The following is a 26,111-nucleotide window of genomic DNA, read 5'->3' on the forward strand; positions in this document are numbered from 1 at the left end:
GGGGAAAGATCGGACATTCCTCAGGGGGTTGCGAACCAAGACGAGAGTATTAACGGATAAACCAGGGGGCTTAACGTGAGGATTGGTCCGGTCTGCGGGTTGGCGCAGACCGGATTTCATTTGCAGAACATCTACTTGAGGCGCGCACCGTTGGGGGTTTCGGGCGGAACGCTGACGAGGGCGGGGAGACCGTCTTCGCCAAGAGAGGCGGCGACGATCATGCCCTGAGACTCAATGCCACGAAGCTTGCGCGGAGCTAGGTTGGCGACGATGACGACCTTGCGTCCGGGCAGGTCTTCGGGGGCGTACACCTTGGCGATTCCGGCGACGATCTGGCGGACTTCGGTGCCGATATCAACGGTGAGGCGAAGGAGCTTGTCGGCCTTCTCAACCTTTTCTGCGGTGAGGACGGTGCCGACGCGGAGCTCGACCTTCATGAAGTCTTCGATACCGATAAAGCTGTTGGCCGGAGCAGGCGCAGGCGCGGCAGCGGGCGCCACGGTGGCAGGAGCAGCCTGGGGAACAGGGGCCGGAGCCGCAGTTGCAGGCGCCGCAGTGTTGGCTGTGGCGCTCTTACGTTCTTCTTCCATTTGTTGCATCCTTTCGATCGCGCTCTTGTCGGCGCGTGGGAAAACGGGTTCGATCTTGCCGAGGCGGGTGCCTACGTTTAGTTGACCCCACTTCACTTTGCCGAGATCGGTCTTGGCAATGTCGGCGAGCCCGAGCTGGGTGAAGATCTTGGCAGTGGACTCGGGGATGATGGGGTGAGCCAGGGCGGTAATGATGCGCAGTGCTTCGGCAGAGGTGTAGAGAATGGTCGCAAGGCGCGTGCGCGAGTCGCGATCTTCTTTTTCGGCGATGGCCCAGGGCTGCGATTCCACAATGTACTTATCGACGGCGCTGAGGAGCGACCAGAGCGTCTCTAGCGTGCGAGAGAACTGGAAAGCATCGAAGAGGCGGTTGTACTCGGCGATGGTTTCTTCGGCGAGCTTGCTGATGGCGGCTTCGGCGGGCGTGTGTCCGATGGTGGCGCTGGGGTAGGGAATTTCGCCTCCGAAATAGCGGCTGATCATGGACAAGGTACGGCTGGCGAGGTTCCCAAGGCCGTTGGCGAGATCGCTGTTGAAGCGCTGGACGAGGGCATCGAAGGAGAACGAGCCGTCCTGGCCGAAAACGATTTCGCGGAAGAGGAAATAGCGAAGAGCATCGGCACCGAGGACATCGAGGATGGTCTCGCTGCGCACGATGTTGCCTCGCGACTTCGACATCTTGCTCTCTTCAAAGAGAAGCCAGCCGTGAGCGACGATCTGCTTGGGCAGTGGGAGCTCGGCGGCGAGCAGGAACGCTGGCCAATAGACGCAGTGGAAACGCACGATCTCCTTGCCGATCATGTGAACGTCGGCAGGCCAATAATGCTGGTAACGCTGCTGGTCAGCAGCATCGGGCGAGCCGAAGCCGACGGCGGTGGCGTAGTTGCAGAGTGCATCGAGCCAGACGTAGATGACGTGCGAAGGATCGTCGGGAACCGGGATGCCCCAGGTAAATGTGGTGCGCGAGATGGAAAGGTCGCGCAGGCCGCTCTTGACGAAGGCGACGACTTCGTTGCGGCGCGTTTCGGGGTAGATGAGGTTCGGGTGCTCTTCGTAGAGCTTGAGTAGAGGTTCCTGCATGGCGGAGAGCTTGAAGAAGTAGTTCTCCTCCTGCACGGTTTCGGTGATGCGTCCGCAGACGGGGCAGGGCGTGCCGGGGGTGTTGTCGTCGGCGTAGAGCTCGTCGAAAACGCAGTACTGGCCGGTGTAGGAGCCCTTGTAGATGTATCCGCGATCCTTGAGCAGCTTGAACATGGCCTGCACGCCGCGCTTGTGTTCGGCGCTGGTGGTGCGAATGAACTTGTCGTAGCTGATGTTCATGCGGTCCCAGAGGCCGCGGAACTCGCCGCTGACTTCATCGGTGAGCTGCTGGGGCGTGACCCCGGCAGCGGCGGCGGAGCGCTCGATTTTCTGGCCGTGCTCGTCGGTTCCGGTGAGGAACAGGGTGTCGTTGCCGAGCATGCGCTGGCGACGGGCTATGGCGTCGCAGACAACAGTCGTGTATGTGTGGCCGATATGGGGACGGGCATTCACGTAATAGATCGGCGTGGTTATGTAGAACTTCTTGCGTTGTTCGCTCATACGAATCTCTCGATCAGGACAAAATACTTTTAGGGGCATCGCCGGAAGGCGCGCTGCCGGTGTGAACGTGAGCTGCGCCGCTTTCGGAGGCGAGATAAAGACGCATGGCCTCCTGAAGCACGGTTTTGAGCGGCACTCCGGCTGCTTCGGCGATGGTGCGGCAATCTTCAAACTCGGGCGCGCAGTTTACGACTTCGCCTTCGAGGCGGCCCAGCTTGACGCGGATGGGGCCCCAGGCAGACTGCACGGTGACGTGCTCGCGGTCGAGTATCGAACGCCGCTCGGTGCGCATACGCACGCCCAACGTAGTGGTCTCGGTGAGCAGGATGCGAGTGAGGCGGTCGGCATCGGCGGGTGAGGCAAGGACGGTCATCAGAATGCCGGGACGGCCTTTCTTCATCTGCACAGGGATGCCGAATGCATCGAGCGCGCCAGCGGAAAGCAGCTTCTGCTGTACGTAAGAGAAAAGCTGCGGATTCATGTCGTCGATGTTCGCCTCAAGGACGGTGACGGTGTCGGCAGCCGTGTGGGCAAGGTGAGTTGCGGAGCCGGAACTCGCAATGGCGGCAGACTCTCCTACCAGGAGGCGGACGACGTTGGCGGTGTCGGGAAGTTCACGGCCTCCGGCACCGTATCCGGTGGAGGAGATGGTCATGGGCGGCAGCGGCTCATAACGAACGTCAAGGGCGCACAGGATGGCGGCGCCGGTGGGCGTGAGCAGCTCCTTCTGGATTCCGGAAGAGAAGACAGGCGCACCTTGCAGGAGCTCAGCCGTGGCGGGTGCGGGGACGGGAAGAACTCCATGAGCGCACTTGACGGTGCCTCCGCCAACGTTGAGGGCAGAGCAGTACCAGCGATCGACGGCAAGGGTCTCAATGGCGACCGCAGCGCAGAGAATGTCCACGATGGCGTCTTCGGAGCCTACCTCGTGGAAGTGGATGAGCTCGGGATGTTTGTTATGAATCTTCCCCTCGGCCTGAGCCAGGAGTTCGAAAGCGCGAACGGCAAAGGCTTTGGCTGCAGGGGCGACCGCGGCCTCGGCGATAACGGTGCGGATCTCCTTTAAACCTCGATGAATGTGCGGCTTAGAGTCGTGATCGTGTGGGTGATCATGATCGTGCGCATGCTGGTGCTCGTGCGGATGGGTATGAGGGTGCGAATGCTCGTGCTCGTGTGAATGTGAGTGATCGAGGTCGGCAGGTTGGTCGGGGCGACCATGGATCAGAACATCGATCTTGACGGCGGCAATGCCGCTGCGTTGAACGCGATGCGAGACGATATCGGTATCGAGTCCGAGATTTCGGGCGACCGCTTGCAGTTTCTCAAGTGGAACGCCGGCATCGACGGCTGCGCCGAGAAACATATCGCCACTGATTCCAGAGAAACAGTCAAGGTAGGCAATGCGCATTAGGAGTCCATTGGGCTTTTTGGCCCGAACTTCAAATATAGGAGGCGAGAGGGATTGGGTCAAACCCGCTGAAGAGGGGAGAACAGCATCACAGAATGGGGATAGAGAGTTCCTGATATTGCAATCGCAACTTGAGAGCAGGCCAGAGCTGAATAGGAGGCTGCCGTGGAAAGCTCAAATAGCATCACATCAGCTAATTAAATAGCGCTTCGTTGGAAGCGACGTAGTCTTGCGTTCAAGCTGCTCGGCTGCGGTACAAGGAAACACTTTGACGAGGCTGCCGGATAGAGTTCCCGCCGATGGTCACGGAGTCGTGAGAAGCGTTCCTTCAGAAATCGAAATACAGGTGGAGCGGCATGGTAGGAACTGAGCGCGAGAGGCGCACGGTATTACTGATAGATGATGAGCTTTCGGGCCTGCGTTTGCGAGAACTGGTGCTGCAAAGCGCTGGATTCAAGCCTCTGATTGCGACCAATGGCGACGACGCAATGGAGTTGTTCCGGTTACATGACGTCGATGTGGTGGTCACAGATCATTTGCTTGGACGGACGACAGCTGCCGGGATGGTGGCGGCAATGAAACGGCTGAAACCGCACGTTCCGGTGGTGTCATTGTCAGGAACTACGAATTTTGAGGAAGCGCTGACTTACGCAGATCACTTTATTGGAAAAGGCGAGGGGCCTGAAACATTGATACATACTCTGGACCAGCTTCTTGGACAAATACCGAAGAGCGGGAACGGGCACGACCCCGTTGCGGCAGAAACGGCAAAGGCTCTTCCGCCGGCGGCATTGCTGTCGGCCATCGTCGAAGATTCGTCGGATGCGATCCTGAGCAAGACTCTGGGGGGCATCATCACGAGCTGGAACCGTGCGGCGGAGCTGATGTATGGGTATATGCGCGAGGAAGTCGTCGGTAAGTCAGTGACACTCCTGCTGCCGCCGGACCGCCCGAATGAGATCAACCATATCCTGAGCAGGCTCAAACGCGGAGAGCGAATCTATCACTTCGAAACCGTGCGCGTCACCAAGGATGGACGCCATCTGGATGTTGCGCTGACGATCTCGCCGATCCGCGACGCAAAAGGACGACTGGTGGGCGCCTCAACGATTGCCAGGGACATCACGGACCAGAAGCGGGCGCAGGAGGCGTTGCAAAAAGCAGAGAAGCTGGCGCTGGCCGGACGCATGGCCGCAACCGTGGCGCACGAGATTAACAATCCGCTGGAAGCGATAGGGAACATTCTCTACCTGCTGCGCAATGTCGTGGAGCTGAGCCCAGAGGCGCGCAAGTATGTCGATATCGCGTATGAAGAGCTGAAGCGCGTCTCGGAGATTGCGAAGCTTACGCTGGGAATGCAACGCGGAGCGACGGACAGCAAAGAATCGGTACAGGTCACGAAGCTGCTGGATAACGTGCTTACACTGTATCAGGGCAGGACGAAGACGCTGGGGATTGATCTCACGAGGAAGTACAAGTTTGACGGTAACGTGATGGGCTCGCCGGGGGAGCTGCGGCAGGTGTTCTCAAACTTGATAGTGAACGCCATGGACGCGTTGCAGAGCAAGGGCGACAAGCTCTCGGTGAGCGTACGGTGCGCGCATCGCTGGGACACGGGAGAAGAAGGCATTCGGGTGAGCGTATGCGACAACGGGCCGGGAATCCCGCCGGAGCACAGGTCGCAATTGTTCCAGGCTTTCTACACGACAAAGGGCGAGCATGGGACAGGCATTGGGCTTTGGGTTTCGAGAGCGATTGTGCAGAAGCATGGCGGGCGCATGCGAATCCACAGTTCGACGTTGCCGGGGCGGTCGGGAACGTGCTTCTCGGTCTTTCTGCCATTTGGAAAACGGGCAACGATGCCGAAGGCCGCATGAATTGCGGCTTACATCGTAGCTGACGCGGTAGAGGATCCGGCTGGGCAGCACGGAAAGTTAGCATCCCTTACAATCAAGTTATAACTACTCTCCAAGGTAGCCTGTTGGCTGCCTTTGGCATGTAAGGAATGCTGTGTATCTCTCATTGCAGAACCGCCTGATTGCGCATGTTCGCGACTTCCTGAACCAGAAATACAACATTGTGCTGGCCAACATTGTGGTGGAGCAGCCGCCGAAGATCGAGTTTGGCGAATTTGCGCTGCCGGTCTCGTTTGAGCTGGCGAGGACGTTGCGCAAGGCTCCGAGGAAGATCGCCGAAGAAATCGTGGCGGAGATGCCGCTGCTGGAAGGCTTCGCGAAATTCGAGGTCGCTGGCGGAGGTTACATCAACGCACGGCTCGACCGAACTAGCGCGGCGGCACTGATGCTGGGCGGCGAGGATGAACCTGCTCCCGTGAACGGCGGAGGGAAGGCCGCGACGGAGCCAGTGGCAGCTGTTGCATCGGACGCAGCGGCTGCGGAGCCGCTGACGAAGACGGATACGGCTGCAGCTACGCTGGCGGCTCCAGAGCCGGGTGAGGCAATGGCAGCGGTGGCGACCGAGGCAGTTCGAGGCAAGGTGCTGGTGGAGCACACGTCGATCAATCCCAACAAGGCTGCGCATATCGGACACTTGCGGAACTCGATTCTGGGAGACACGCTGGTGCGGTTATTGCGCGCGGCGGGATACAAGGTCGATGTGCAGAACTACATCGACAACACAGGTGTGCAGGTAGCCGATGTTGTGGTTGGATTCCAGCACGTAGCGAAGATTTCGAAAGAGCAGATTGCGGAGTTGATCGCGAAGAACGACCGTTTTGATTACTACTGCTGGGACCTGTATGCGAAGGTTTCGGCGTGGTACGAGGAAGACAAAGCGCGGATGGAAGTGCGGCGAGAGACACTGCACGCCTTGGAAGTGGGCGGTAACGAGACGGCGGAAATCGCACAGACGATCTCGATGGCTGTGCTGAGACGGCATCTGGAGACGATGCAGCGACTCGACATTGAATACGATTTTCTGCCGCAGGAAAGCGACATACTGCATTTGCACTTCTGGGCGAGAGCGTTTGAGCTGTTGAAGGAAAAGAAAGTCATCTACTTCGAGGAGCGCGGCAAGAACAAAGGGTGCTGGGTGATGACGCGTCCCGGAGTAGTGAAGGCCGATTCGGAAAGCGACGGTCCGGACGAAGACGCGAAGGTGATTGTGCGCTCGAATGGCACGGTGGGGTATGTGGGCAAGGATATTGCGTACCACATGTGGAAGTTCGGGCTGCTGGGGCTGGATTTTGGGTATCGCAAGTTCTACCAATACAAAGACGGGCGCTCGGTGTGGATCTCGTGCGACCCGAAGGAGTCGGAGCCGGGAGCCCCGCATTTTGGGGGCGTGGACGCGATTTACAACGTGATCGACGCGCGGCAGAGCGATCCTCAGGAAACAGTGAAGCAGGCAATTCTGCTGATGGGGCACGAAGACGAGGCAACACGCTATACGCATTTCAGCTACGAGATGGTGGCGCTGACTCCGCGCTGCGCGATGGAGTTGGGATACACGGTTTCGGAAGAAGACCAGCAGCGCAGCTATATCGAGGTTTCGGGACGCAAGGGCTTTGGCGTGAAGGCGGACGATCTGCTGGACAAGTTGATCGAGGCAGCTAAGACCGAGGTGGATACGCGGCATCCGGAGCTGGATGACGCGGAGCGCGCGGAGATTGCGACTCAGATTGCAATCGGAGCGCTGCGCTACTTCATGCTCAAGTTCACGAAGCAGTCGGTGATTGCATTCGACTTCCGCGAGGCGCTGTCATTTGAGGGTGAGACTGGGCCGTATGTGCAGTATGCGGTGGTGAGGGCATCGAACATCTTCCGCAAGGGCGGCTTGGTGCCGGATGACGCGCTGAAGGCGAAGATTGCGCCGGGTGCGTTCGACGGGAATGACGACCTGTGGTCGCTGTGGCTCACGGCAGGGCAGACCTCGAAGATTATCGAGCAGTGCATTGCTTCGACAGAACCGGCAGCGCTGACGAAACATGCTTTCCAGTTGGCGCAGCAGTTCAACAACTTCTACCACAAGCATCACATCCTGACTGAGGAAGACGCGACGAGGAAGGAACTGCTGCTGGCGACTGCAGCGGTGGTGAGAAGAGAGCTGATTGCGACAATGGCGGTGATGGGAATTCCGGCTCCGGCGGTGATGTAGGCGGGGGTTGGTGGTGCCCGGTATTGGCTGCTATCGGAGTGGCTACCCAGAGTTGGAAAGTCGCCAACTCTGGGCCACCGTGCAGGGTCGATCGAAGGTTGGCGATATTTGAGCGATGCTGGGATCCTTCGCTTCGCTCAGGATGACACCCTCTACAGGACACCCTCTAAGAAGCGAGCAGGTTGCAGGGGTACGGTGGAAAGCCGTGCCCCTGTTTTCTGCAGAAACTACTTACTTGTGGGAGCGAAGTGGCGGGCGAAGTCCACGAGGGAGCGGACGGCGACACCGCTTGGGCCTTTCGGCATCCAGGATTTGTTCTCTTCGAGCCAAGCAGTGCCTGCGATGTCGAGGTGCAGCCAGGGCTTGTCTTCGACAAACTCTTTGAGGAACATCGCAGCAGTGATGGCTCCGCCGTAACGACCGCCGGTGTTCTTGATGTCTGCGATCTCGGAGCGGATGTGGTCGAAGTAATCCTGATCGACAGGGAGACGCCACATCTTTTCTCCGGCGCGAATGGTCGAATCGATGAAATCGTCGGCAAAATCGTCGTTGTTGGTGAAGATGCCGACATTGTGATATCCGAGGGCGACGACGACGGCTCCGGTAAGAGTGGCGGCGTCGATGAGGTGCGTGGCTCCGAGCTGGCGGGCGTAGCAAAGGCCGTCGGCGAGAACGAGGCGCCCCTCGGCGTCGGTGTTGATGACCTCAATGGACTTGCCGTTCATGGCGAACTGCACGTCTCCGGGCTTCTGCGCCTTACCGTCAGGCATGTTTTCGGTGGCGCAGAGGATGGCGATGACGCGCACGTTGGGCTTGAGCAAGGCGATGGCGCGCATGGCTCCGATCATGGTGGCGGCGCCGCACATGTCGTACTTCATCTTCTCCATGCCGTCGGAGGGCTTGATGCTGATGCCGCCGGTGTCGAAGGTGATCCCTTTGCCCACCAGTCCGAGAACGGGCGAGGCGGGCGCGTTGGCAGGCTCGTAACGCATGACGACCATGCGCGGCTCTTCTCCTGCACCCTGCGAGACGCTGAGGAAAGCACCCATCTTGAGTTCGCGGAGCTTGTCGGGGCCATAGACCTCGCAGGCGAGGCCGGTTTCAGCGCACATGGCCTTCGCACGGTCGGCGAGGATGGAGGGCGTCATCAGATTGCTAGGCTCGAGGGCGAGGCTGCGCGTGAGGTTCTGCGATTCGGCGAGGATGGTGCCTTCGGTGACGGCCCGCGCAGTGGCCTTTTCGTCGGCTGAGCCGGGGATGGCGAGCGTGACGTCGGTGAGCTGCTGATCTTTGCGGTCGCTGCGATAGGTGTCCACGTCAAAGTTTCCCGTGATGAGGCCCTCTGCAGCCGACTGGGCCGCAGCGGGGATCTCAACGAGTTCTGGAAGGACGAGCGCGAGAGACTTGATGTTCTTGGCCTTGGCGGCGCGGGCAGCGGTTCCGGCGAGCTTTCGAAGTTCGGTGGTGCAAAGCTTTTCGCGCTTGCCTCCGCCGACGAACAGAATGCGCTTGGCGGATACGCCGGTGGGGGCGAGCAGCCAGACGGTTTCCATGAACTTGCCAGTGATGTCGGAGGCGGAGATGAGCGGCGCGACGAGGGTCTGCAGTTTGGAATCGGTCGTCAGGAGTTCCGGTGCAGGAGTCTTATCGCCTTTGTCGGCAACGGCAAGGACAAGAAGTTCGGTTTGGATGGCGGAAGGAGCGGTAGAGGACAATACGATCTTCATTTGAACCTCTCTAACAGGATTCTTTTGAGACGCGAGCTTGTGTAATTCAATGAATGCCGATTCTCAGATTCGCCTGCTCCCACATTCGCCAAAAGATTGGATGTGAGCCACCATTCTGAATCTCGGCGATGTGGGCGCCGGTTATTGTTTTCGGCTGCGGGTGATGGCGTCGCGAGCTTCTTTGTCGGCGGTGCGGCGACGTTCGGTTTCGCGCTTATCCCAGAGTTGTTTGCCTTTGGCAACGGCGATCTCGACTTTGACACGGCCGTTCTTGAAATACATGCGTGTGGGGATGAGTGTCAGTCCCTTTTGCTGGATGCTGGCGTGCAGCTTGAGCAATTGGACGCGATGCACCAGAAGCTTGCGGGTGCGCAGAGAGTCGTGATTGAACTGGGCTCCGGGCGCATAGGGGCCGATGTGGGCGTTGAGGAGAAAAAGCTCTCCGTCCTTCACGAGCCCGTAGGAGTCCTTGAGATTGGCTTGACCGGCGCGGATGGATTTGACTTCGGTTCCGCGCAAGGCGATGCCAGCTTCGTAGCGTTCGAGAAGGAAGTAGTCATGTCCGGCGGCACGGTTGACGCAGGCATCGCGTTCGCCGCTGGCGACCGGATCGCGTTTGACATTCTTCGGCTTGTTGGGCTGCGTTAATTGCGTTTGATTGCGGGCCATGCTGGGATCCTGCTAATTGGAAGCAAATGTCTCAATTCGGAGCGCACTTGCGCTCGGTTGCGAATTCTGTATCCTAACACAGCGTGTTCGGAGAGCAGGGCGATTGCAATGTACTCCGATGCTATAATCGGCCCGGTGAAGAAAGAGTTTTGCCCGCTGACGCGGGCCACCTTCAGGGCGCTGCCCGCGGAGGGAAATCCCGTTCTTAAAGGATTGCGATGAAACGGTTCCAATGCGGTTGCCTGGTCCTGCTGGTAGCCATCATTTCTACGCTTCCTGCAGTTGCCGACAAGGCGAAATCGCTCTACTCCAAAGGACAGCAAGCCGAAGCACGGCAGCAGTACGAAGAGGCTTATCAGTATTTCAAGCAGGCCTACGACCTGCATCCGGAAGACGTGCAATTGCGCTCGTCGTACGAGCGCACGAAGTTTCTGGCGGCGGCGTCACACGTGCACAAAGGGCAGATGCTGCGCGACTCCGGCAAACTGGAAGAAGCGATGAAGGAATTCCAGTTGGCGATCTCGATCGACCCGTCGAGCGGCATCGCACAGCAGGAAATCAAGCGCACGCAGAGACTGATCGACAAGGCGCAACAACCTAACGCACCGACGTCGCGCGCTCCCCAGGAAGGGTTGAGCGATATGGCGTCAAACGTGGGGGGGCCGGTACAACTGGCCCCGATTTCGCAGACTCCACTGACGCTGAAGCTGGCTGAAGATTCAAAGACGGTCTATGAGACGATTGGCAAGCTGGCGGGCATCAATGTGCTGTTCGATCCGGATTATGTGTCGCGCCGAATTCGCGTCGATCTGACATCGGTTGCGCTGGATGAGGCACTGAAGGTCGTCGCGCTGCAATCGAGAACCTTCTGGCGTCCGGTGACGCCGAACACGATCTACGTGGCTCAGGATACGCAGCAGAAGCGCAATGACATTGAGCAGCAGGTGCTGCGCACGTTCTACCTGAACAACTTCTCGACCGTCGCTGAATTGCAGGACGTGGCGAACCTGATCCGCACGATCCTGCGCGTGGAACGCGTGCAGCAGTTTCCGTCGCAGAACATTATCGTGATGCGCGGAACTCCGGACCAAGTGGCGCTGGCCGAGCTGTTGATCAACAACCTGGACAAGGCGAAGTCCGAGGTAGTGGTTGACATTGTCGTAATGCAGGTCAGTAAGAACAAGCTGAAACAGCTTGGTATCCAGTATCCGTTCCAGGGTGGTACGACGAATCCGACGATCACGTTCCAGAGTCCTTCGGTTACAAGCGGAACAACGACGACGGGGACAACGACCACTACTGGTACGACGACGAGCACATCTAGTTCCGGCCTAACGTTGAATGATCTTTCTAGCCTTACGGCGCGGGATTTTGCGATATCGATTCCATCCTCAAGCGTCGCGTTCTTGATGACGGACAGCAACACGAAGGTGATTCAGCGTCCACAGATGAGGTCGGTGGATGGGCAGAAAGCCACGTTGAAGATTGGCCAACGCGTGCCGATTGCGGTGGGTACGTCGAGCTCCACGTTGACGGCGACGGCGCTGACGCAGACGCAGTTCCAATATCAGGACGTGGGCGTGAACATCGAGATGACGCCGCACATCCACAGCAACGGCGAAGTCAGCATGAAGCTGGCAATCGAAGTTTCGGCCATCGACAGCTACCAGAACATTGGCGGATTGACGGAGCCAGTAATTGGGCAGCGGAAGATTGACCATGAAATGCGCATGCGGGATGGCGAAGTAAACCTGATTGGCGGCATCTTGGAGCACGACGATGTGCAGAACATGAGCGGCCTACCGTGGGTTTCGCAGATCCCGATCCTGAAGTACCTGTTTGGACAGGGACAAAGGCAGAAAACCGACAACGAGACGGTATTTGCGTTGATGCCGCACGTGGTAAGACGGATCGATGTTGAGGACCTGAACATCAGGCCGGTGGATATCGGCACGCAGAACGTGGTCGAGGTGCACCGTACGTCGAAGGCTCCGGCAGTGGCGCCTCCTGCGCCGACTCCAGTGCCGAGCGGAACGCCGACCTCTGTCGTGACGCCAAGGCCGGGAGGAGAGACTCCGCAGGTGGCTGCCAGTGTTCCGATGGGGGCGAATGCTCCTGCGGCAGGATCAGCAATACCAGCGGCGGCCAATGTGGCTCTCTCAAGAGCGGCGAATGTAGGTCCGGTGCTCAGTCTCGACCCGCCGATTGTGAACCAGCCAGCGGGCGGGACGTTTGCGGTGAATGTGACGTTGAATGGCGGGCAAAATGTGTTTACCGTTCCGGTGCAAATCAGCTACGACCCGAAGGTGCTGCAGTTTGTGAACGTCTCAAATGCGGGAGCTTTGTCAAAGGACGGAGCTGCGGTGGCCCTGGTGCATCGAGACGATGCCGAAAAGGGAACATTACAGGTTTCGCTGATGAGGCCGCCGGGGTCGAATGGAATCACTCCGTCAGGGCCGCTGTTTACGCTGACATTTGTGGCGAAGGCAGCTGGGCAGGGAACGCTGACGGTAGGGAAGTCCACATTGCGAGATCCGAATATGGGCGCGATTGAAGCCAGCGGCTCGCAGGCAATCATCAACGTGCGGTAGGAGAAATAATGTTCAGTCGTCGGCAGCGCGGAATGACTTTGGTCGAATTGATCGTGGCAATTGCGATTATGTCGATCCTTGCGACGATGGTGCTGCCGATATCCCGCACGGTGGTGAAACGCGAGCGGGAAAAGGAATTGCGCGCGGCGTTGTGGCAAATGCGGGACGCGATTGATCGTTATAAAGACGCGGCCGACCGAGGAGCGTTCCAGGTGAAGCTGGGCAGCGAAGGGTATCCGCCGGATTTGGAAACGCTGGTGAAGGGCGTGGACGTGGGCGGGAAAACTGTGAAGTTCCTGCGCCACATCCCAATGGACCCGATGACGCACAGCACGGAATGGGGAATGCGCTCAATGCAGGACGATCCAACATCGGACTCATGGGGCGGGCAGTCGGTGTTTGATGTGTACACGAAATCGAGAGACACTGCCCTGGACGGCACGAAGTACTCGGACTGGTAAGGCGAGAGAATGCGAATGAAGATCAGGCAATCGAAACACGGGAGGACGGCGGGATTCACGCTGATCGAGTTGATCATCGTAATCGCGATCATCAGCATCCTGGCTTCGATTGCTGTGGGGAGTTACCAGCACTCGGTGTGGCGGGCACGCGAAGCAGTGCTGCGCAATGACCTGTTCACGTTGCGGAGCAGCATCGATCAATACACGCTGGACAAGCAGAAAGCGCCACAGTCACTGCAGGACCTGGTGCAGGCTGGGTATATCAAGTCGGTGCCGAAGGATCCAATGACGAACTCGACGGAAACATGGGTTCCGGTGCAGGAGGATTCGTTGATGGCTATCGACCAGACCGAGCCAGGTATTGTCGATGTGCATAGCGGAAGCAGCGCGAACTCAACGGAAGGAACAGCGTACAACACCTGGTAGGACGCTGACGTATCTCCAAGTTGTCCGCCAAAAGGCGGGCGCGAACCTAGGCAGCCGATTTGAAGCAACAGCGTAGAAATGGAAAAGAAAACCACGTCACCTCGAAGGTGACGTGGTTTTTTGTTTTGCGTTAAAGACGTGATCCTAGAAGCGGGCGCGCAGGTACTGGTTGGGCCATTGAGCATCCTGCTTGAGGACGTGTGCTGCGTGAAGCGGCCAGTAGGGATTGCGCAGGAGCTCGCGTGCAAGCAGTACGAAGTCGGCCTGTCCCGTGGCTACGATGTGCTGCGCCTGCTCGGGAGATGTGATCATGCCGACAGCTCCGGTGAGAATGCCTGCTTCGCGGCGAACACGCTCGGCAAATGGCGTCTGGTAGCCGGGGCCGAGCGGAATCTTGGCGGTGGGTACGATGCCTCCAGAAGAGCAGTCGATGAGATCGACGCCAAGCGGCTTCACCTGGCGGGCGAGCGCGATGGAGTCTTCGATGGTCCAGCCTCCCTTAGTCCAATCAGAGCAGGAGATGCGCAACCAGAGAGGCAGGCGTTCGGGCCACACTTTACGGACGGCTTCGACGACTTCGCGCAGGATGCGAGTGCGGTTCTCAAAGGTACCGCCGTATTGATCGGTGCGCGAATTGACGAGTGGCGAGAGGAACTCGTGGATGAGGTAGCCATGTGCGCCGTGAATCTCGATGAGATCGAATCCGGCGTCGAGTGTACGTACGGCGGCGTCGGCAAAGGCTCGGGTCACGCGTGCGATGCCTTCGATGGTGAGTTCCTCTGGCTGGATGGATTCAGGGCTGAAAGGCTTATTGGTGGATGAATAAGTTGGCCGCCATCCGCCTTCTGCGACCGGAACCGGCTTACCTTGGTTGTGCCAAGGGACGTCGGTGGAGGCCTTGAATCCGGCATGGGCAAGCTGTGTTCCGGCTACGGAGCCGTGCTTGTGCAGAAAGTGAACGATGCGCGCGAGTCCCTCGATGTGTTCATCTTTCCAGATACCGAGATCGGCAGGACTGATGCGGCCTTCGGGGAGTACGGCGTTGGCTTCGGTGATGACCGTTCCGGCGCCTCCAACGGCGCGGGTGCCGAGGTGAACAAGATGCCAGTCGTTGGCGAAACCGTCTTCACTGGAGTACTCGCACATGGGTGAGACGGCAACACGATTGCGGAAATGGATATCGCGAATTTGAATCGAGTCGAACAGGTTCATAACCTAATGGATGATACAGGAACAGAGAAGCTTCAGATCGCAGAGCAGGATTGAGTGCTGCTGAATGAATCGCGCGAGCTACTGTGGAATTTGCAGCAAAATGGCGCACCGGATTTCGGACGGCAGCATCGTATGAGGAATGAGGCGAAAAGGATTACGTCTGGCGCTTATTTCGTTCGTCTGGGTCATGTTGCTCGCTCCTGGAATGTGGGCTGGAGCACAAGGAAGCTTCCGGGGCGAAGTAGTGCGCCCGCCGCGGGGAGAGCGTTCGAGTGGGACGATCTACCTGATGGGGCGCGATGGAAACGTGCGCCGCGTAATCCTGGCGCGGGCTGCCGTTGTGTACGACTCAAATGTGCCCTCGGGCGACAGGCTGCAACCAGCAAGGAAATCGCTGGTCCCCGGCACAGAGGTACGCGTGACAGCACTGGTGGATGCGAAGAGCGGCGAGTGGACCGCGTCGCGCGTGGAGGTGATCGCTCATCACGCGTCGGAAGTGGACGATCAGGAAAAAGACAAAGATGAGGACAAGTCGCCAGATGACGTCGTGGCGACTCCGAAGGATTCGACGATCGCCTCTCGCACAATATAGGTTCGATTCGGCCCCCACATCGTTCTGCAGAGGCGCGGTGTGGGGCGGCATGTCTGAATTTTCCGCAGCGACAGCTACTCCCCAACATTGCTAGAATACGAGCTGAAGGTGTGCCGCCCGGCACACGAATCTTCGTGGCCCCGTAGCTCAGCTGGATAGAGCAGCGGTTTCCTAAACCGGAGGTCGGCAGTTCGAATCTGCCCGGGGCTACCAGAGTTCTTAGAGCCGCCCGTAAGTGGCGGCTTTTGTTGTGAGAGCCTACCCAGAGTCGGAAAGACGCCGACTCTGGGCCACCTTCCACCACCTTTCACCCTGGTTCCTCGAATCATGATTTGCGATGGCTTGCGTTGGTGTGGCCGGCGTGGTGGCGTTGTGGTCGCTCGGGATGGGTAAGCAGGGATGCGACTCCGACCAAGGAGATGTGCGAGAGAGCCTGCGGGAAATTGCCGACAAGCCGGTGTCTGGCAGTGTCGTATTCTTCGGCGAGTAGTCCTACATCGTTCGTCAATGAGAGCAGCCGCTCGAAGAGCTGGATGGCGTCTTGCTGGCGTCCGACGAGGTGGAGGTTGGCGACGAGCCAGAAACTGCAGGCGAGAAACTTGCCTTCCGAGCCGGGTAGTCCGTCGTCGGTGCGCGATGTGTCGTAGCGAAGCACGAGGCCATCCTGCATGAGATGGCGCTCGATGGCCTGAACTGTGCTGCGGATGCGAGGGTCTTCTGGAGGAAGGAAGCCGACGAGAGTCATGAGCAGCAGCGAGGCGTCGAGTTGGTCGGAGTCGTAGGACTGCACGAAGGTATTCAACTTGTGGTTGAAGGCGCGGTCGCAAATCTGGCGGTGAATGGTGTCACGGACTTTCTCCCAGCGCTCGGTGGGAGCCTGCATTTTGCAGATGGCTGCGATTTTTAAGGCACGATCGAAAGCTACCCATGCCATCACCTTGGAATATGTGAAATGCTGCGGACCGCCACGGACTTCCCATATGCCCTGATCAGGCTTCTCCCAGATGGTTTCAAGATGCTCGACAAGAAGGCTAAGGAGATGGAACTCGTCGGCAGCAACGTGCCCGAGTTTGCTGTAGCTCCAATAAGAGGCATCGAGTACCTCGCCGTAAATATCGAGCTGGAGCTGCTCGGAAGCGGCGTTGCCGACGCGTACGGGATAAGAGTTCTCGTAGCCGCAGAGCCAGGGGATGGCGCGTTCGGTGAGCATGCGCTCGCCAGCAATGCCGTACATGATCTGCACGCGGTCGGGGCTTCCGGCGACGGTGCGGCGAAGCCAATGCATCCAGTCACTCGCCTCGTCGTAGTAACCCCCATTCATGAGCGCGAGCAGGGTGAAGGTAGCGTCGCGCAGCCAGCAATAGCGATAGTCCCAGTTACGTACACCGCCTAGATTCTCGGGCAGTGAGGTGGTAGGGGAAGCGATGACGCCGCCGGTGGGGCGGAAGGTGAGCGCCTTGAGCGTGATGAGAGAACGCAAAACAGTCTCTCGATACTTGCCGTTGTAGCTGCAGGTGGATGTCCATTGCTCCCAGAAATCGCGGGTCTGCTGATGAGCCTGATCAGGGTCGAAGGGGTGTGGTGGGTCTTCGTCGCGATAGTCGCCGTAGGTTAGGCAGGTGAGGACAAATGAGACGGATTCTTCGGCTTGAACTTCGAATTCGCTGATGGTTTTAAGATCCTCTCCCTTGAGTGGGGCGGTTGTGTCGAGGATGACAGCATCGGGGCCTGCAACGGCTCGAATGCCGGAAGGAGTGCGCGTGACCCATGGGACTGCATTTCCGTAGTTGAAGCGAATGGCGAACTCGCTGCGCATGGCGACGCGGCCTAGGACGCATTTAACAATGCGGACTAGGCGTGAGTGCTTGTGATGAGGCGGCATGAAGTCGATGACGGAGACGACACCATCGGCGGTTTCGTGCGTGGTCTCGAGGATTAGTGTGTGCGATTGATAGCAGCGCGTTGAGCGAACGATGCTGTCCCGGGGAGCCAGCAACCAGTACCCGTTCTTTTTTGTCCCGAGAAGGCTGGCGAAACAAGCCCCGGATGAAAAATATGGCCAGCAGAGCCAGTCGATGGATCCGTTGCGTCCGACCAATGCTGCGGATTCACAGTCGCCGATGAGGGCATAGTCTTCGATTCTCATGTGAGGATACAGGGTACGATGCGCTTTCGGCGGACGATGTGAGATTGTGAGACTCACGAGTGGTAAGATTTCTGCAAATTATGCGGACACGAATATTTGCACTGATACTCATCCTCTCGCTACCGGTGTGCGCGTGGGCAGGTTCTTACTACACCGCTCGCCCAAACGATCCGAAAGCTATTTATCTAACGCCTGAGCAGTTCGGGGCGAGGGCAGACGGAACAGCAGATGCGTCTGACGCAATTCAGAAGGCCATCGATAAGGTGCAGGAGACGACTCGCGCCGGAGTGGTCTTCATTCCCGAGGGTCGATATCGAATCACGAAGACAATCTATGTCTGGCCATCAATCCGCTTGATTGGGTATGGAGAGAAGCGGCCTGTGTTTGTGCTGGCGGAGAATACTCCGGGATACCAGGACAAGGAACACGAAAATTACATGGTGTACTTCGCGGGCCGGCGACCGGAGAGATTGAAGGACGGTGAACGACCGCCGGACGCGACGCCGGGTACATTCTATTCGGCAATGTCGAATATCGATATCGAGATTGCGGCGGGGAATCCTGGCGCGGTGGGAGTGCGCGGAACATATGCGCAGCACTGCTTCCTGGCTCATATGGATTTCCGGTTGCGCTCGGGAATAGCGGGCATTCACAACACGGGGAATGCGCTGGAGGACCTGCGGTTCTACGGCGGGCAGTACGGAATCTGGACGCGCAAGCCTTCGCCGGGATGGCAGACGACGGCGGTGGATACGTGGTTCGAAGGACAGAGCGAGGCGGCGATTCGCGAGACAGAAGCAGGACTGACACTGATTCGTCCGCACTTTGCAAAATTGCCTGTGGCAATTTCGATTGACGATGGGTACTCCGATCAGCTTTGGATTAAAGACGCGGTGATGGATGATGTGAGCCGCGCAGGGGTGATCATTAGCCGTGAGCAGAATCCGGTGACGCAGATCAACATGGAAGATGTGGTGTGCCGCAAGACTCCCGTGTTTGCTGTGTTGCGTGAAAGCGGGAAGAGATTCAGCGCGCCGGGAGAGATTTATCGCATGAGCGCGTTCTCGCACGGACTCACATTCAAGAGCATGCGCGATCTGCCCGAGGTGAGCAGTTCGTTTGCGGCTGCGCCGCTTGGGAAGATGCCGCAAGAGGCGAAATCGGATCTGATTCCGTTGCCTGCGATGTCGTCTTGGGTGAATGTTCGCGATCTTGGAGCAAAGGGCGATGGCGTAACGGATGACACGGCCGTGTTTCGTGAGGCGATTGCAAAGCACAAGGCGATCTACGTCCCGATGGGCGACTACGTGGTGAGCGACACGGTGACTTTGCGAACAGACACAGTGCTGATTGGCATGCATCCGAGTGCGACGCGCATAACACTGTTGGATCGCACAGCAGCCTTTCAGGGAGTTGGGAATCCGAAGCCGGTGATTGAGGCTCCGAGCGGCGGGACGAATGTGGTGGTTAGCATTGGCGTGAACACGAACGCAATCAATCCGCGCGCAGTCGGCGTGAAGTGGATGGCGGGAGCGAATTCGCTGATGAACGATGTGCGATTCCTCGGTGGTCACGGCAGCGGCGGGAATCCCTATAACAACAATCACACGGCAGACCCCGACCTCACGAGGCGATGGGATGGGCAGTATCCAAGCCTATGGGTTACGAACGGTGGCGGCGGAACGTTCTTCGATATTTGGACGCCCTCTACGTTTGCGCAGGCAGGAGTGCTGGTTTCGAATACGACGACGGAAGGTCGCATGTATGAGATTTCAAGCGAGCACCACGTGCGCAATGAAGTGCAGTTGCGAAATGTTTCCAACTGGAAGATCTATGCATTGCAGACGGAGGAGGAGCGCGGCGAGAGCGGATTTGCGCTGCCACTCGAAATCGATAACGCGAAGAACATCACAGTTGCGAACCTCCACATGTATCGCGTGATCAGTTCGTTTCAGCCGTTTGCTTGGGGCGTGAAGGTTTCGAACTCGCACGATATAAGAATCCTGAATGTGCATTGCGACAGCAATAGCAAAGTGTCGTTTGACGACGCGGTGTATGACCAGACTTCCGGTGCGGAGGTGCGAAAGCGAGACTTTGCTTCGTTGGTGATTCGCGGTGAGGAACGCCTCTCGCAGACGGCAGGCGCACATCTTGAGAAGCTTGCGAGTGGCTTCTACAACGCATCGGGTGGAGCAGTGGCTCCGAATGGAGATTTCTACTTCGTGGATGCGAAGTGGCAGCGCATTTATCGCTGGGATGCGAAAGGGAAGCAGTTGACGATTGTTCGCGATGCGCCGCTCGACCCGATGAACCTGGCCTTCGATAGGGCGGGGAATTTGATGGTGGTGTCGTCGGCAGGAACGGGCGTGGTGTACACGTTTAAGCCGGAGGAAGCTGGAAGCGAGATCAGTTTCCTGCAAGCTGAGTCAGCGGTGCCGAGGCCTGGTGCCACTGCGGTGCTTCCGAGCGGGGAATGGCTATTGCAGCGGAATGACGAGGGTGCACCACTGGCGAGGACTCGCCAGTATGTCTCGCCGGATGGAACGACGTTCATCTCTGCAACGGAAGGTTTTGTGACAGGCGCGACGAGTTGGGGAGTGAAGAGCAGCGATGTGCTGCGGGCGTTTGCACTGCAACCAGCACGGGCGGGAAAGCCGTTCTACTTCACAAGCGAATCGGAAGAAATGACTTGGAAGGCCGATGTCGCAGAGGACGGCACGATGTCGAATCTGAAGTTGTTGGCCAACGACGGCGGTGAGAGCGTCACAACGGATGCGGACGGCAACGTGTATCTGGTCGCAGGCCAGGTGTACGTTCATAATCCTGCGGGGCAGCGCATCCGAACAATCGAGGTGCCGGAGAGACCGATTCAGGTGGCATTCGGCGGCAAGGATGGAAAGACGTTATTCATCCTCGGCAGAACAGCGCTGTATCAGTTGCATAACGACTAGCGCAGTGGAGCGTCCCACCCGGCATGAAGAAGTGGCCGGAGTGGGACGCACTTGTTAGTGCTTCGCGGTGGATGTGGCGCGGGGCTTAAGAATGTCGCTCAGCAGGTCAGGCTTGCTCTCATCGCGAACAAGATGTGGGTGACGTTGGCCATCGTAGTATTCGAGCGAGACGGTTCGGTAGTAGTCGGTGTTCTCCACTAACAATTCAATCGGCGTGTGTGAATGTTGTGCTTCGCGAATTGCGGCGAGGAGGACTTCGCTCGTATACTTGCGCGAATTCACGGCGATGATGCGCATTCCGGGGCCGACGCCATGTTGGGAGGCGATGCCCCCTTCAATGGCGTCGGAAACGATGCCGTCCTTCGAGAGGAGAAGGCCGATCGAGGCGGCGGCGTTAAAAGTTGCGCTGTGCTGAAGTTTTTCGATTAAGTTGGGCTGATCGTTGTAGATGAGCTTCCATCCGCTGTTGAAGATTCCGGCGAGAGGAGGATTGGGCGCGACATCGACGATGCGCTTGGTGAGAAAGGTGCGCCAATCGTACGGCTGCACCTGGTTCAATGAGTTCACTACATCGTCGAAGGTGTAGGTGCTGAGTTCGGGGCCGCGATTCTGGCCTCCGAAGAACAGTCGCGCGAAGTCATCGATGGAACGCTTGCCAGCGCTCTGCTGGCGAATGATGGTGTCGATCTCTAGCCAGATGAGCGCGCCCTCGTTATAAAAGTCGGGCCCGCGACGGTAGTTGCTGAATTCGCGGTGAGCGTCGTAGAGCAGTTGCGCCGCGGTGGCGGTGTCTTCCAATGGACGCCAGGTGCGGCCGGGCAGAGTGGAGTCGGCCATGGCCATGAGGGCGAGTTGTTCGCGCGATTATTAACGCGCTGTGCTGAGCGGGGCCGGTTTGCGCGAAGAGATTCACGGTGAGAAACAGCGTGAGGCATGCAGAGCGGAAAAGTAGCATTGAGAAATCGTAAACGAACTGAGCAGAGATGTTGAGGCAAGTAAGACAGAGTTGCTGCACGAGTGCGTTTTAACATCGGCGCTGACAGGCACGTGAAGCGGCCAGCGGTGATACGGATTAAGACAAGATTTTCTGGTGCGAGCACCCGGTCGGCTGTTGGGCGTTGTACTATTCCAAGACTTTCACTCCGACAGAGGTGCTGGTTTCATGTTCAGGTTATGCGGTTTGGCCTTGATCGTGGTTGTGTTGTTGTCTTCGCCAGGCACGGGGCAAACCACGCTCCAGGCTGAGACTGGTAACAATACCTCGGCGTGCACGGCAGTGGGTGGATATTGTGCCGGTGCATTCAGCGGAATGTCGGATAGTTCGAGCGGGACATTCAATAGCGTACCTGGAAAGGTAAGTCATGCGGATATGCACGCGCTGGAGTACGGCGGTGCGAACACCGCGATTTACGCAGCCTTCCAGCCATGGTTCTGCATGCAGCCGGGATCCACGGCAACAGGCGCGGGCACCGTGTGCAATGGTCATGTACAGGTGGGTTATAACTCGAACGACGCCGCAACGGTGAAGGCGCAGATGGACGACATGCAGGCACGCGGAATCAATGGGCCGATTGTGGATTGGTATGGGCCGTACAAGACCATTGAGGAAAGCACGACGCAACTTGTGCGTAGCGAACTGGAATCACGCTGCTCCGGCGGGACGTGCAATATGCAGTTTGCGATCACCGAAGATCAGGGATCGGTGGCGCGTACGTGTCCGTATAACGGTGGGGGCGTGAGCCAGACGAGTTGCATTCTGAATGCACTTGAAGGTGACTTTGATTACATGAACGCGAATTACTTCCCAAGCCCGGCGTATCTGCGCGTGGATGCAAATATGTCTCCGTCCGCGCTAGGGCGCCCGGTGGTGTTCTTCTTTATCTGCGAGGAGTGCTTTACGAATCCGTCGCCGGATTGGAACACGATCTATCACTCGCTGCGGCAGCATATCAACGGGTACACAACAGGATCTCCGCTGGTTTGGTTTATTTTCCGCAATGCCGGTGCATTCACGCATGTCGAGAGTGATGGAGGATTTGCGTGGTTCAACCGGTATGGCTCGAATGATCCTTTCGGTCTGATTTATCTCGATAATTTCTATGACACGGCTGTGAAGTATCCATTTCTGCAACCCTGGGGCGCGGCGTGGAAGGGGTTCGACAATACACTTGCGCCGTGGAAGCCTACGGTCAATATCGCGGGCCAGCAGTGCGGCCTCACGTGGCTGCAGACATTTTCCGAGATGACTCATAACGGAGATTATGGCGCGTCAAAGCAGTTGCCATTCATGCAACTCGTTACCTGGAACGATTACGACGAAGGAACGGAAATCGAGACGGGAATCGACAACTGCCTGAGTTTGCAGGCGAGCACGGACGGAACGAACCTGAACTGGACGCCTACGTTTTCGAGCGCAGGGAATGAGAACACTGTTGATCATTACGAGGTCTATGTCACGAGCGACGGGCAGAACCTGTCATTTGTGGCAACGGTACCGGCCGGCACGCACGGAGTTCCGCTGAGCTCGATTTCTGCGAAATCGGGACAGACCTTCTATGTGGAGGCAGTCGGGCAGGCGTCAATTACAAACAAGATGTCGAACGCCGTTGGCTACACGCAAAACACGGTGACGGTGACTGGTGTGTCTCCGAACTCTGGCACCACGAATGGTGGGACGGCGGTAACAATCAGCGGGACGGGGTTCCAGTCGGGGGCAGTTGTTACATTCGACGGAGTTGCGGCGATAGTGACGAGCAGTTCCTCTACGGCAATCTCGGTGATCACTCCGGCGCATGCAGCAGGAACGGTGAGTGTGGCGGTGAGCAATCAGGACGGAAGCGGCGGAGTGCTGAACTCGGCATACACGTATCTGGCTCCAAAGTTTGTGCTAAGCGCGTCGCCTACTTCGAGGACCGTGCCGAAAGGAACGACGGCAACGTACAGCATCACTGTTTCGCCACAGAATGGCTACACGGGGGCGGTGACGTTCAGCGTTTCCGGCTTACCCTCGGGCGCTACGGTGTCATTCTCGCCGACTTCGGTGACTACGTCGGGAAGCACGCAGATGTCTGTGGGGACGAGGACTTCGGCAAAGGGAACTTTCAAGCTGACAGTGAAGGGAACGAACTCGGCAAAAACGATCACCAGCAGCGTATCTGTGACACTGGTTGTGAAATGAGGCTGGTCGGCGACGGCAGTTCTGCCCGGAGAGGTTACTGCAGGTACTGACCAATATTGCGAATGGCGAATCCTGCTATGCCCTGAGATTCGTTCGTGTTCGGGATATAATCATAGTGTGCCTAAGTACTCGATAGTTGTCCCCTTCCACAATGAGCAGGATAGTGTCACCGAACTCTACGACCGTCTGAAGGCGGTGATGGAGCAGGTTGGCGAACCGTTTGAGATGGTGTTTGTGGACGATGGCTCACGCGATGCCACGTTCCCGCTGCTGGTGCAGATTGCAGCCGTCGATAGCCGCGTCGTGGTAGTAAAGCTGCGCCGCAATTTTGGACAGACCTCCGCGCTGGCAGCAGGTTTCGACCATGCGCAGGGTGAGTATGTGATCGCCATGGATGGCGATATGCAGCATGATCCCGCGGAAATTCCGAAATTCATCGCCAAGCTCAAAGAGGGCTACGATATCGTCAGCGGTTGGCGCGAGAAGCGTGTCGACAACCTGTGGCTGCGGCGCATTCCTTCGCGTTGCGCGAACTGGACCATGGCAAAGCTAAGCGGCGTGGATCTGCACGACTTCGGGACGACCTACAAGGCTTACACGCGCGAGTTGATCGAAGAGATTCCGCTGTATGGCGAGGGACTACACAGATTTATACCGGCGCTGGCTTCGTGGTACGGCGCGAAGGTGTGTGAGGTTCCCATCACGAACATCGAGCGCGAGGGCGGAACATCGCACTATGGTATTTCGCGAACGATTCGCGTGTTCTTCGATCTGATCACGATACGGTTCCTGCTGAAGTACATGATGCGGCCTTTGCATTTTTTTGGCGGCATTGGAATGGCGGGTATTGGAACAGGTATGCTCGTCGCGCTTTGGATGATGTTCGAAAAAGTCGTGCGGCACCTGAACGTGATGGACGAGCATGGACCGATGCTTGTTTTCGGAGCAGTGATGCTGGTAGCCGGCGTGCAAATGCTGGCACTGGGTTTGCTCGGAGAACTGCAGGTGCGCCACTTCCATGAGCCGCACTCAGGACAGCCGTATCGCGTGGCGAAAGTGATCCGCTCGGAGACCGGCGAAGAGAGCGAAATCCACGGCTAGAATTTTCATATTTTGAGGGAGCCTGCTCATGAGCAGGCTCTTTCTTTTTGTGGTGGTGCAGGTGCTTAGGGCGGGATAGAATACCCCCGGTCTTAGTGCGCCGAGGCTCCCGCGGGAGCAATTGTCGGCGGGTGGGGTACAGGAGGCTCGTGATGAGCAAAGCTATCCATACTGAACTACGTCTGGCCCAGCGCATGTCGCGCCTGGGCACTGAAACTGCCTTTGAAGTTTTGGCAAAGGCTCGGGCTCTGGAAGCGAAAGGTCGGGATATCGTGCATCTGGAGATTGGTGAACCCGATTTTGATACGCCGGCGAACATCGTGGAAGCCGCAGTGGATGCGCTGCACAATGGCATGACCCACTACGGGCCGAGTGCTGGACTTCCTGATCTGCGCAAGGTGATTGCTGATGAGATTGGCAAGACACGGCATACGAAGGTAACTCCTGAAGAAGTGGTGGTAGTGCCGGGCGGTAAGCCGATCATTTTCTTTACGCTGATGGCGCTGGTGGATGAAGGGGATGAGGTGATCTATCCAAATCCTGGCTTCCCGATCTATGAGTCAATGATTGAGTTCCTGGGTGGCAAGCCAGTGCCGATTCAACTGCGCGAGGAGATGGATTTCAGGCTCGATACGAAAGAGCTGAAGAAGCTGATCAACGAACGCACGAAGCTGATCATCCTGAACTCTCCGCAGAACCCGACAGGCGGCGTGCTCACCAAGGAAGATATCGAGGAGATTGCGAAGATTATTGCCGGGCACGATGTGATGGTGCTGAGCGATGAGATTTACTCGCGGTTGATCTTTGAAGGCGACCACCATTCGCTGTTCAGCTACGATGATTTGCGCGATCGCGTGGTACTGCTGGACGGATTCAGCAAGACCTATGCCATGACTGGATGGCGCATGGGATATGGCGTGATGCGGGTTGATCTCGCGCAGCAGATTGCACGTTTGATGACGAACTCCAACTCGTGCACGGCGAGCTTTACGCAAGTGGCCGGTGTTGAGGCGATCACGGGGCCGCAGGAGTCAGTCGCCGTGATGAATGCGGAGTTCAAGAGGCGGCGCGATTATTTCGCCGAGCGCATCAACGGCATCAAGGGGTTCAGTTGTCGCGTACCAAAAGGGGCGTTCTACATGTTCCCCAACATCACCGGCACGGGATGGAAATCGAAGCCGCTGGCGGATGCATTGCTGGAAGAGGCTGGCGTGGCGGTGCTGTCCGGAACCTCGTTCGGAGCATTCGGCGAGGGGTATCTGCGCTTCTCGATTGCGAACTCGCTGGAGAACATCAAGAAGGCGCTGGATCGCGTGGAAGCGTGGGCGGCGAAGAATGTTACGTAGGTTTGTGATGTAATGC

At 57.8% G+C, this 26,111-nt stretch carries 17 protein-coding genes and 1 tRNA gene; 11 read left to right on the forward strand and 7 right to left on the reverse strand.

Annotation, left to right across the window (positions count from 1 at the left end; translation table 11 throughout):
- Positions 1 to 131 precede the first annotated feature (131 nt).
- The gene (gene metG / locus AC6IY8_RS05935) at positions 132 to 2,171 is read right to left on the reverse strand and encodes a methionine--tRNA ligase (protein ID WP_497777810.1); all 2,040 of its coding nucleotides are present in this window, start codon (positions 2,169 to 2,171) and stop codon (positions 132 to 134) included.
- A gap of 13 nt (positions 2,172 to 2,184) precedes the next feature.
- Complete coding sequence (gene larC, locus AC6IY8_RS05940; RefSeq protein WP_497777812.1) at positions 2,185 to 3,579, reverse strand: nickel pincer cofactor biosynthesis protein LarC; 1,395 nt, start codon at positions 3,577 to 3,579, stop codon at positions 2,185 to 2,187.
- A 356-nt stretch (positions 3,580 to 3,935) separates the two neighbouring features.
- On the opposite strand from larC, the gene AC6IY8_RS05945 reads away from it, so the two are divergent.
- Both AC6IY8_RS05945 and AC6IY8_RS05950 read left to right on the forward strand, forming a co-directional pair.
- Positions 3,936 to 5,456 (forward strand): two-component system sensor histidine kinase NtrB, encoded by a 1,521-nt coding sequence (locus AC6IY8_RS05945; RefSeq protein WP_497777813.1) that lies wholly within the window; start codon positions 3,936 to 3,938, stop codon positions 5,454 to 5,456.
- A gap of 133 nt (positions 5,457 to 5,589) precedes the next feature.
- Positions 5,590 to 7,695, forward strand: coding sequence for an arginine--tRNA ligase (locus AC6IY8_RS05950; protein ID WP_497777814.1), 2,106 nt, complete (start codon positions 5,590 to 5,592; stop codon positions 7,693 to 7,695).
- 227 nt (positions 7,696 to 7,922) lie between these two features.
- On the opposite strand, the gene AC6IY8_RS05955 is transcribed toward AC6IY8_RS05950, so the two are convergent.
- Together AC6IY8_RS05955 and smpB are read right to left on the reverse strand one after the other, a co-directional pair.
- The gene (locus AC6IY8_RS05955; RefSeq protein ID WP_497777816.1) at positions 7,923 to 9,422 is read right to left on the reverse strand and encodes a leucyl aminopeptidase; all 1,500 of its coding nucleotides are present in this window, start codon (positions 9,420 to 9,422) and stop codon (positions 7,923 to 7,925) included.
- A gap of 141 nt (positions 9,423 to 9,563) precedes the next feature.
- Entirely contained in the window at positions 9,564 to 10,091 is a 528-nt protein-coding gene (gene smpB / locus AC6IY8_RS05960) for an SsrA-binding protein SmpB (RefSeq protein ID WP_497777817.1), read from the reverse strand.
- Positions 10,092 to 10,309: 218 nt separating this feature from the next.
- Between smpB and AC6IY8_RS05965 the strand changes: the two genes are divergently transcribed.
- From AC6IY8_RS05965 to AC6IY8_RS05975, 3 genes are read left to right on the forward strand one after another with little or no spacing between them, the layout of a single operon-like run.
- Positions 10,310 to 12,682 carry a secretin GspD/PilQ domain-containing protein gene (locus AC6IY8_RS05965; RefSeq protein WP_497777818.1) on the forward strand — a complete coding sequence of 791 codons (2,373 nt, stop codon included), beginning with the start codon at positions 10,310 to 10,312 and terminating at the stop codon, positions 12,680 to 12,682.
- Between the two features lie 8 nt (positions 12,683 to 12,690).
- Positions 12,691 to 13,143 (forward strand): type II secretion system protein, encoded by a 453-nt coding sequence (locus tag AC6IY8_RS05970; protein WP_497777819.1) that lies wholly within the window; start codon positions 12,691 to 12,693, stop codon positions 13,141 to 13,143.
- A 15-nt stretch (positions 13,144 to 13,158) separates the two neighbouring features.
- A complete protein-coding gene (locus tag AC6IY8_RS05975) occupies positions 13,159 to 13,569 on the forward strand; it encodes a prepilin-type N-terminal cleavage/methylation domain-containing protein (protein WP_497777820.1) in 411 nt (136 codons plus the stop codon).
- A 144-nt stretch (positions 13,570 to 13,713) separates the two neighbouring features.
- Here AC6IY8_RS05975 and AC6IY8_RS05980 read toward each other — a convergent pair whose 3' ends face one another.
- A complete protein-coding gene (locus AC6IY8_RS05980; protein WP_497777821.1) occupies positions 13,714 to 14,781 on the reverse strand; it encodes an NADH:flavin oxidoreductase/NADH oxidase in 1,068 nt (355 codons plus the stop codon).
- Between the two features lie 139 nt (positions 14,782 to 14,920).
- Between AC6IY8_RS05980 and AC6IY8_RS05985 the strand changes: the two genes are divergently transcribed.
- Both AC6IY8_RS05985 and AC6IY8_RS05990 read left to right on the forward strand, forming a co-directional pair.
- Positions 14,921 to 15,373 carry a hypothetical protein gene (locus AC6IY8_RS05985; protein WP_497777822.1) on the forward strand — a complete coding sequence of 151 codons (453 nt, stop codon included), beginning with the start codon at positions 14,921 to 14,923 and terminating at the stop codon, positions 15,371 to 15,373.
- Between the two features lie 136 nt (positions 15,374 to 15,509).
- Positions 15,510 to 15,586: transfer RNA gene (locus AC6IY8_RS05990), tRNA-Arg, on the forward strand.
- Between the two features lie 112 nt (positions 15,587 to 15,698).
- Here AC6IY8_RS05990 and AC6IY8_RS05995 read toward each other — a convergent pair.
- Complete coding sequence (locus AC6IY8_RS05995; protein ID WP_497777823.1) at positions 15,699 to 17,519, reverse strand: glycoside hydrolase family 15 protein; 1,821 nt, start codon at positions 17,517 to 17,519, stop codon at positions 15,699 to 15,701.
- Positions 17,520 to 17,599: 80 nt separating this feature from the next.
- On the opposite strand from AC6IY8_RS05995, the gene AC6IY8_RS06000 reads away from it, so the two are divergent.
- Positions 17,600 to 20,470, forward strand: a complete 2,871-nt coding sequence (locus tag AC6IY8_RS06000; RefSeq protein ID WP_497777824.1) for a glycosyl hydrolase family 28-related protein — start codon at positions 17,600 to 17,602, stop codon at positions 20,468 to 20,470.
- 54 nt (positions 20,471 to 20,524) lie between these two features.
- Here AC6IY8_RS06000 and AC6IY8_RS06005 read toward each other — a convergent pair whose 3' ends face one another.
- Entirely contained in the window at positions 20,525 to 21,313 is a 789-nt protein-coding gene (locus AC6IY8_RS06005) for a M61 metallopeptidase family protein (protein WP_497777825.1), read from the reverse strand.
- Between the two features lie 319 nt (positions 21,314 to 21,632).
- Here AC6IY8_RS06005 and AC6IY8_RS06010 point away from each other — a divergent pair, with 319 nt between their 5' ends.
- The 3 genes from AC6IY8_RS06010 (at position 21,633) to AC6IY8_RS06020 (ending at position 26,095) form a co-directional block, all read left to right on the forward strand.
- A complete protein-coding gene (locus AC6IY8_RS06010) occupies positions 21,633 to 23,648 on the forward strand; it encodes an IPT/TIG domain-containing protein (protein WP_497777826.1) in 2,016 nt (671 codons plus the stop codon).
- Between the two features lie 117 nt (positions 23,649 to 23,765).
- The gene (locus AC6IY8_RS06015; protein ID WP_497777827.1) at positions 23,766 to 24,749 is read left to right on the forward strand and encodes a glycosyltransferase family 2 protein; all 984 of its coding nucleotides are present in this window, start codon (positions 23,766 to 23,768) and stop codon (positions 24,747 to 24,749) included.
- Between the two features lie 152 nt (positions 24,750 to 24,901).
- The gene (locus tag AC6IY8_RS06020) at positions 24,902 to 26,095 is read left to right on the forward strand and encodes a pyridoxal phosphate-dependent aminotransferase (RefSeq protein WP_497777828.1); all 1,194 of its coding nucleotides are present in this window, start codon (positions 24,902 to 24,904) and stop codon (positions 26,093 to 26,095) included.
- Positions 26,096 to 26,111: the final 16 nt, after the last annotated feature.

It is taken from the genome of Koromonas soli (genome assembly GCF_059726265.1).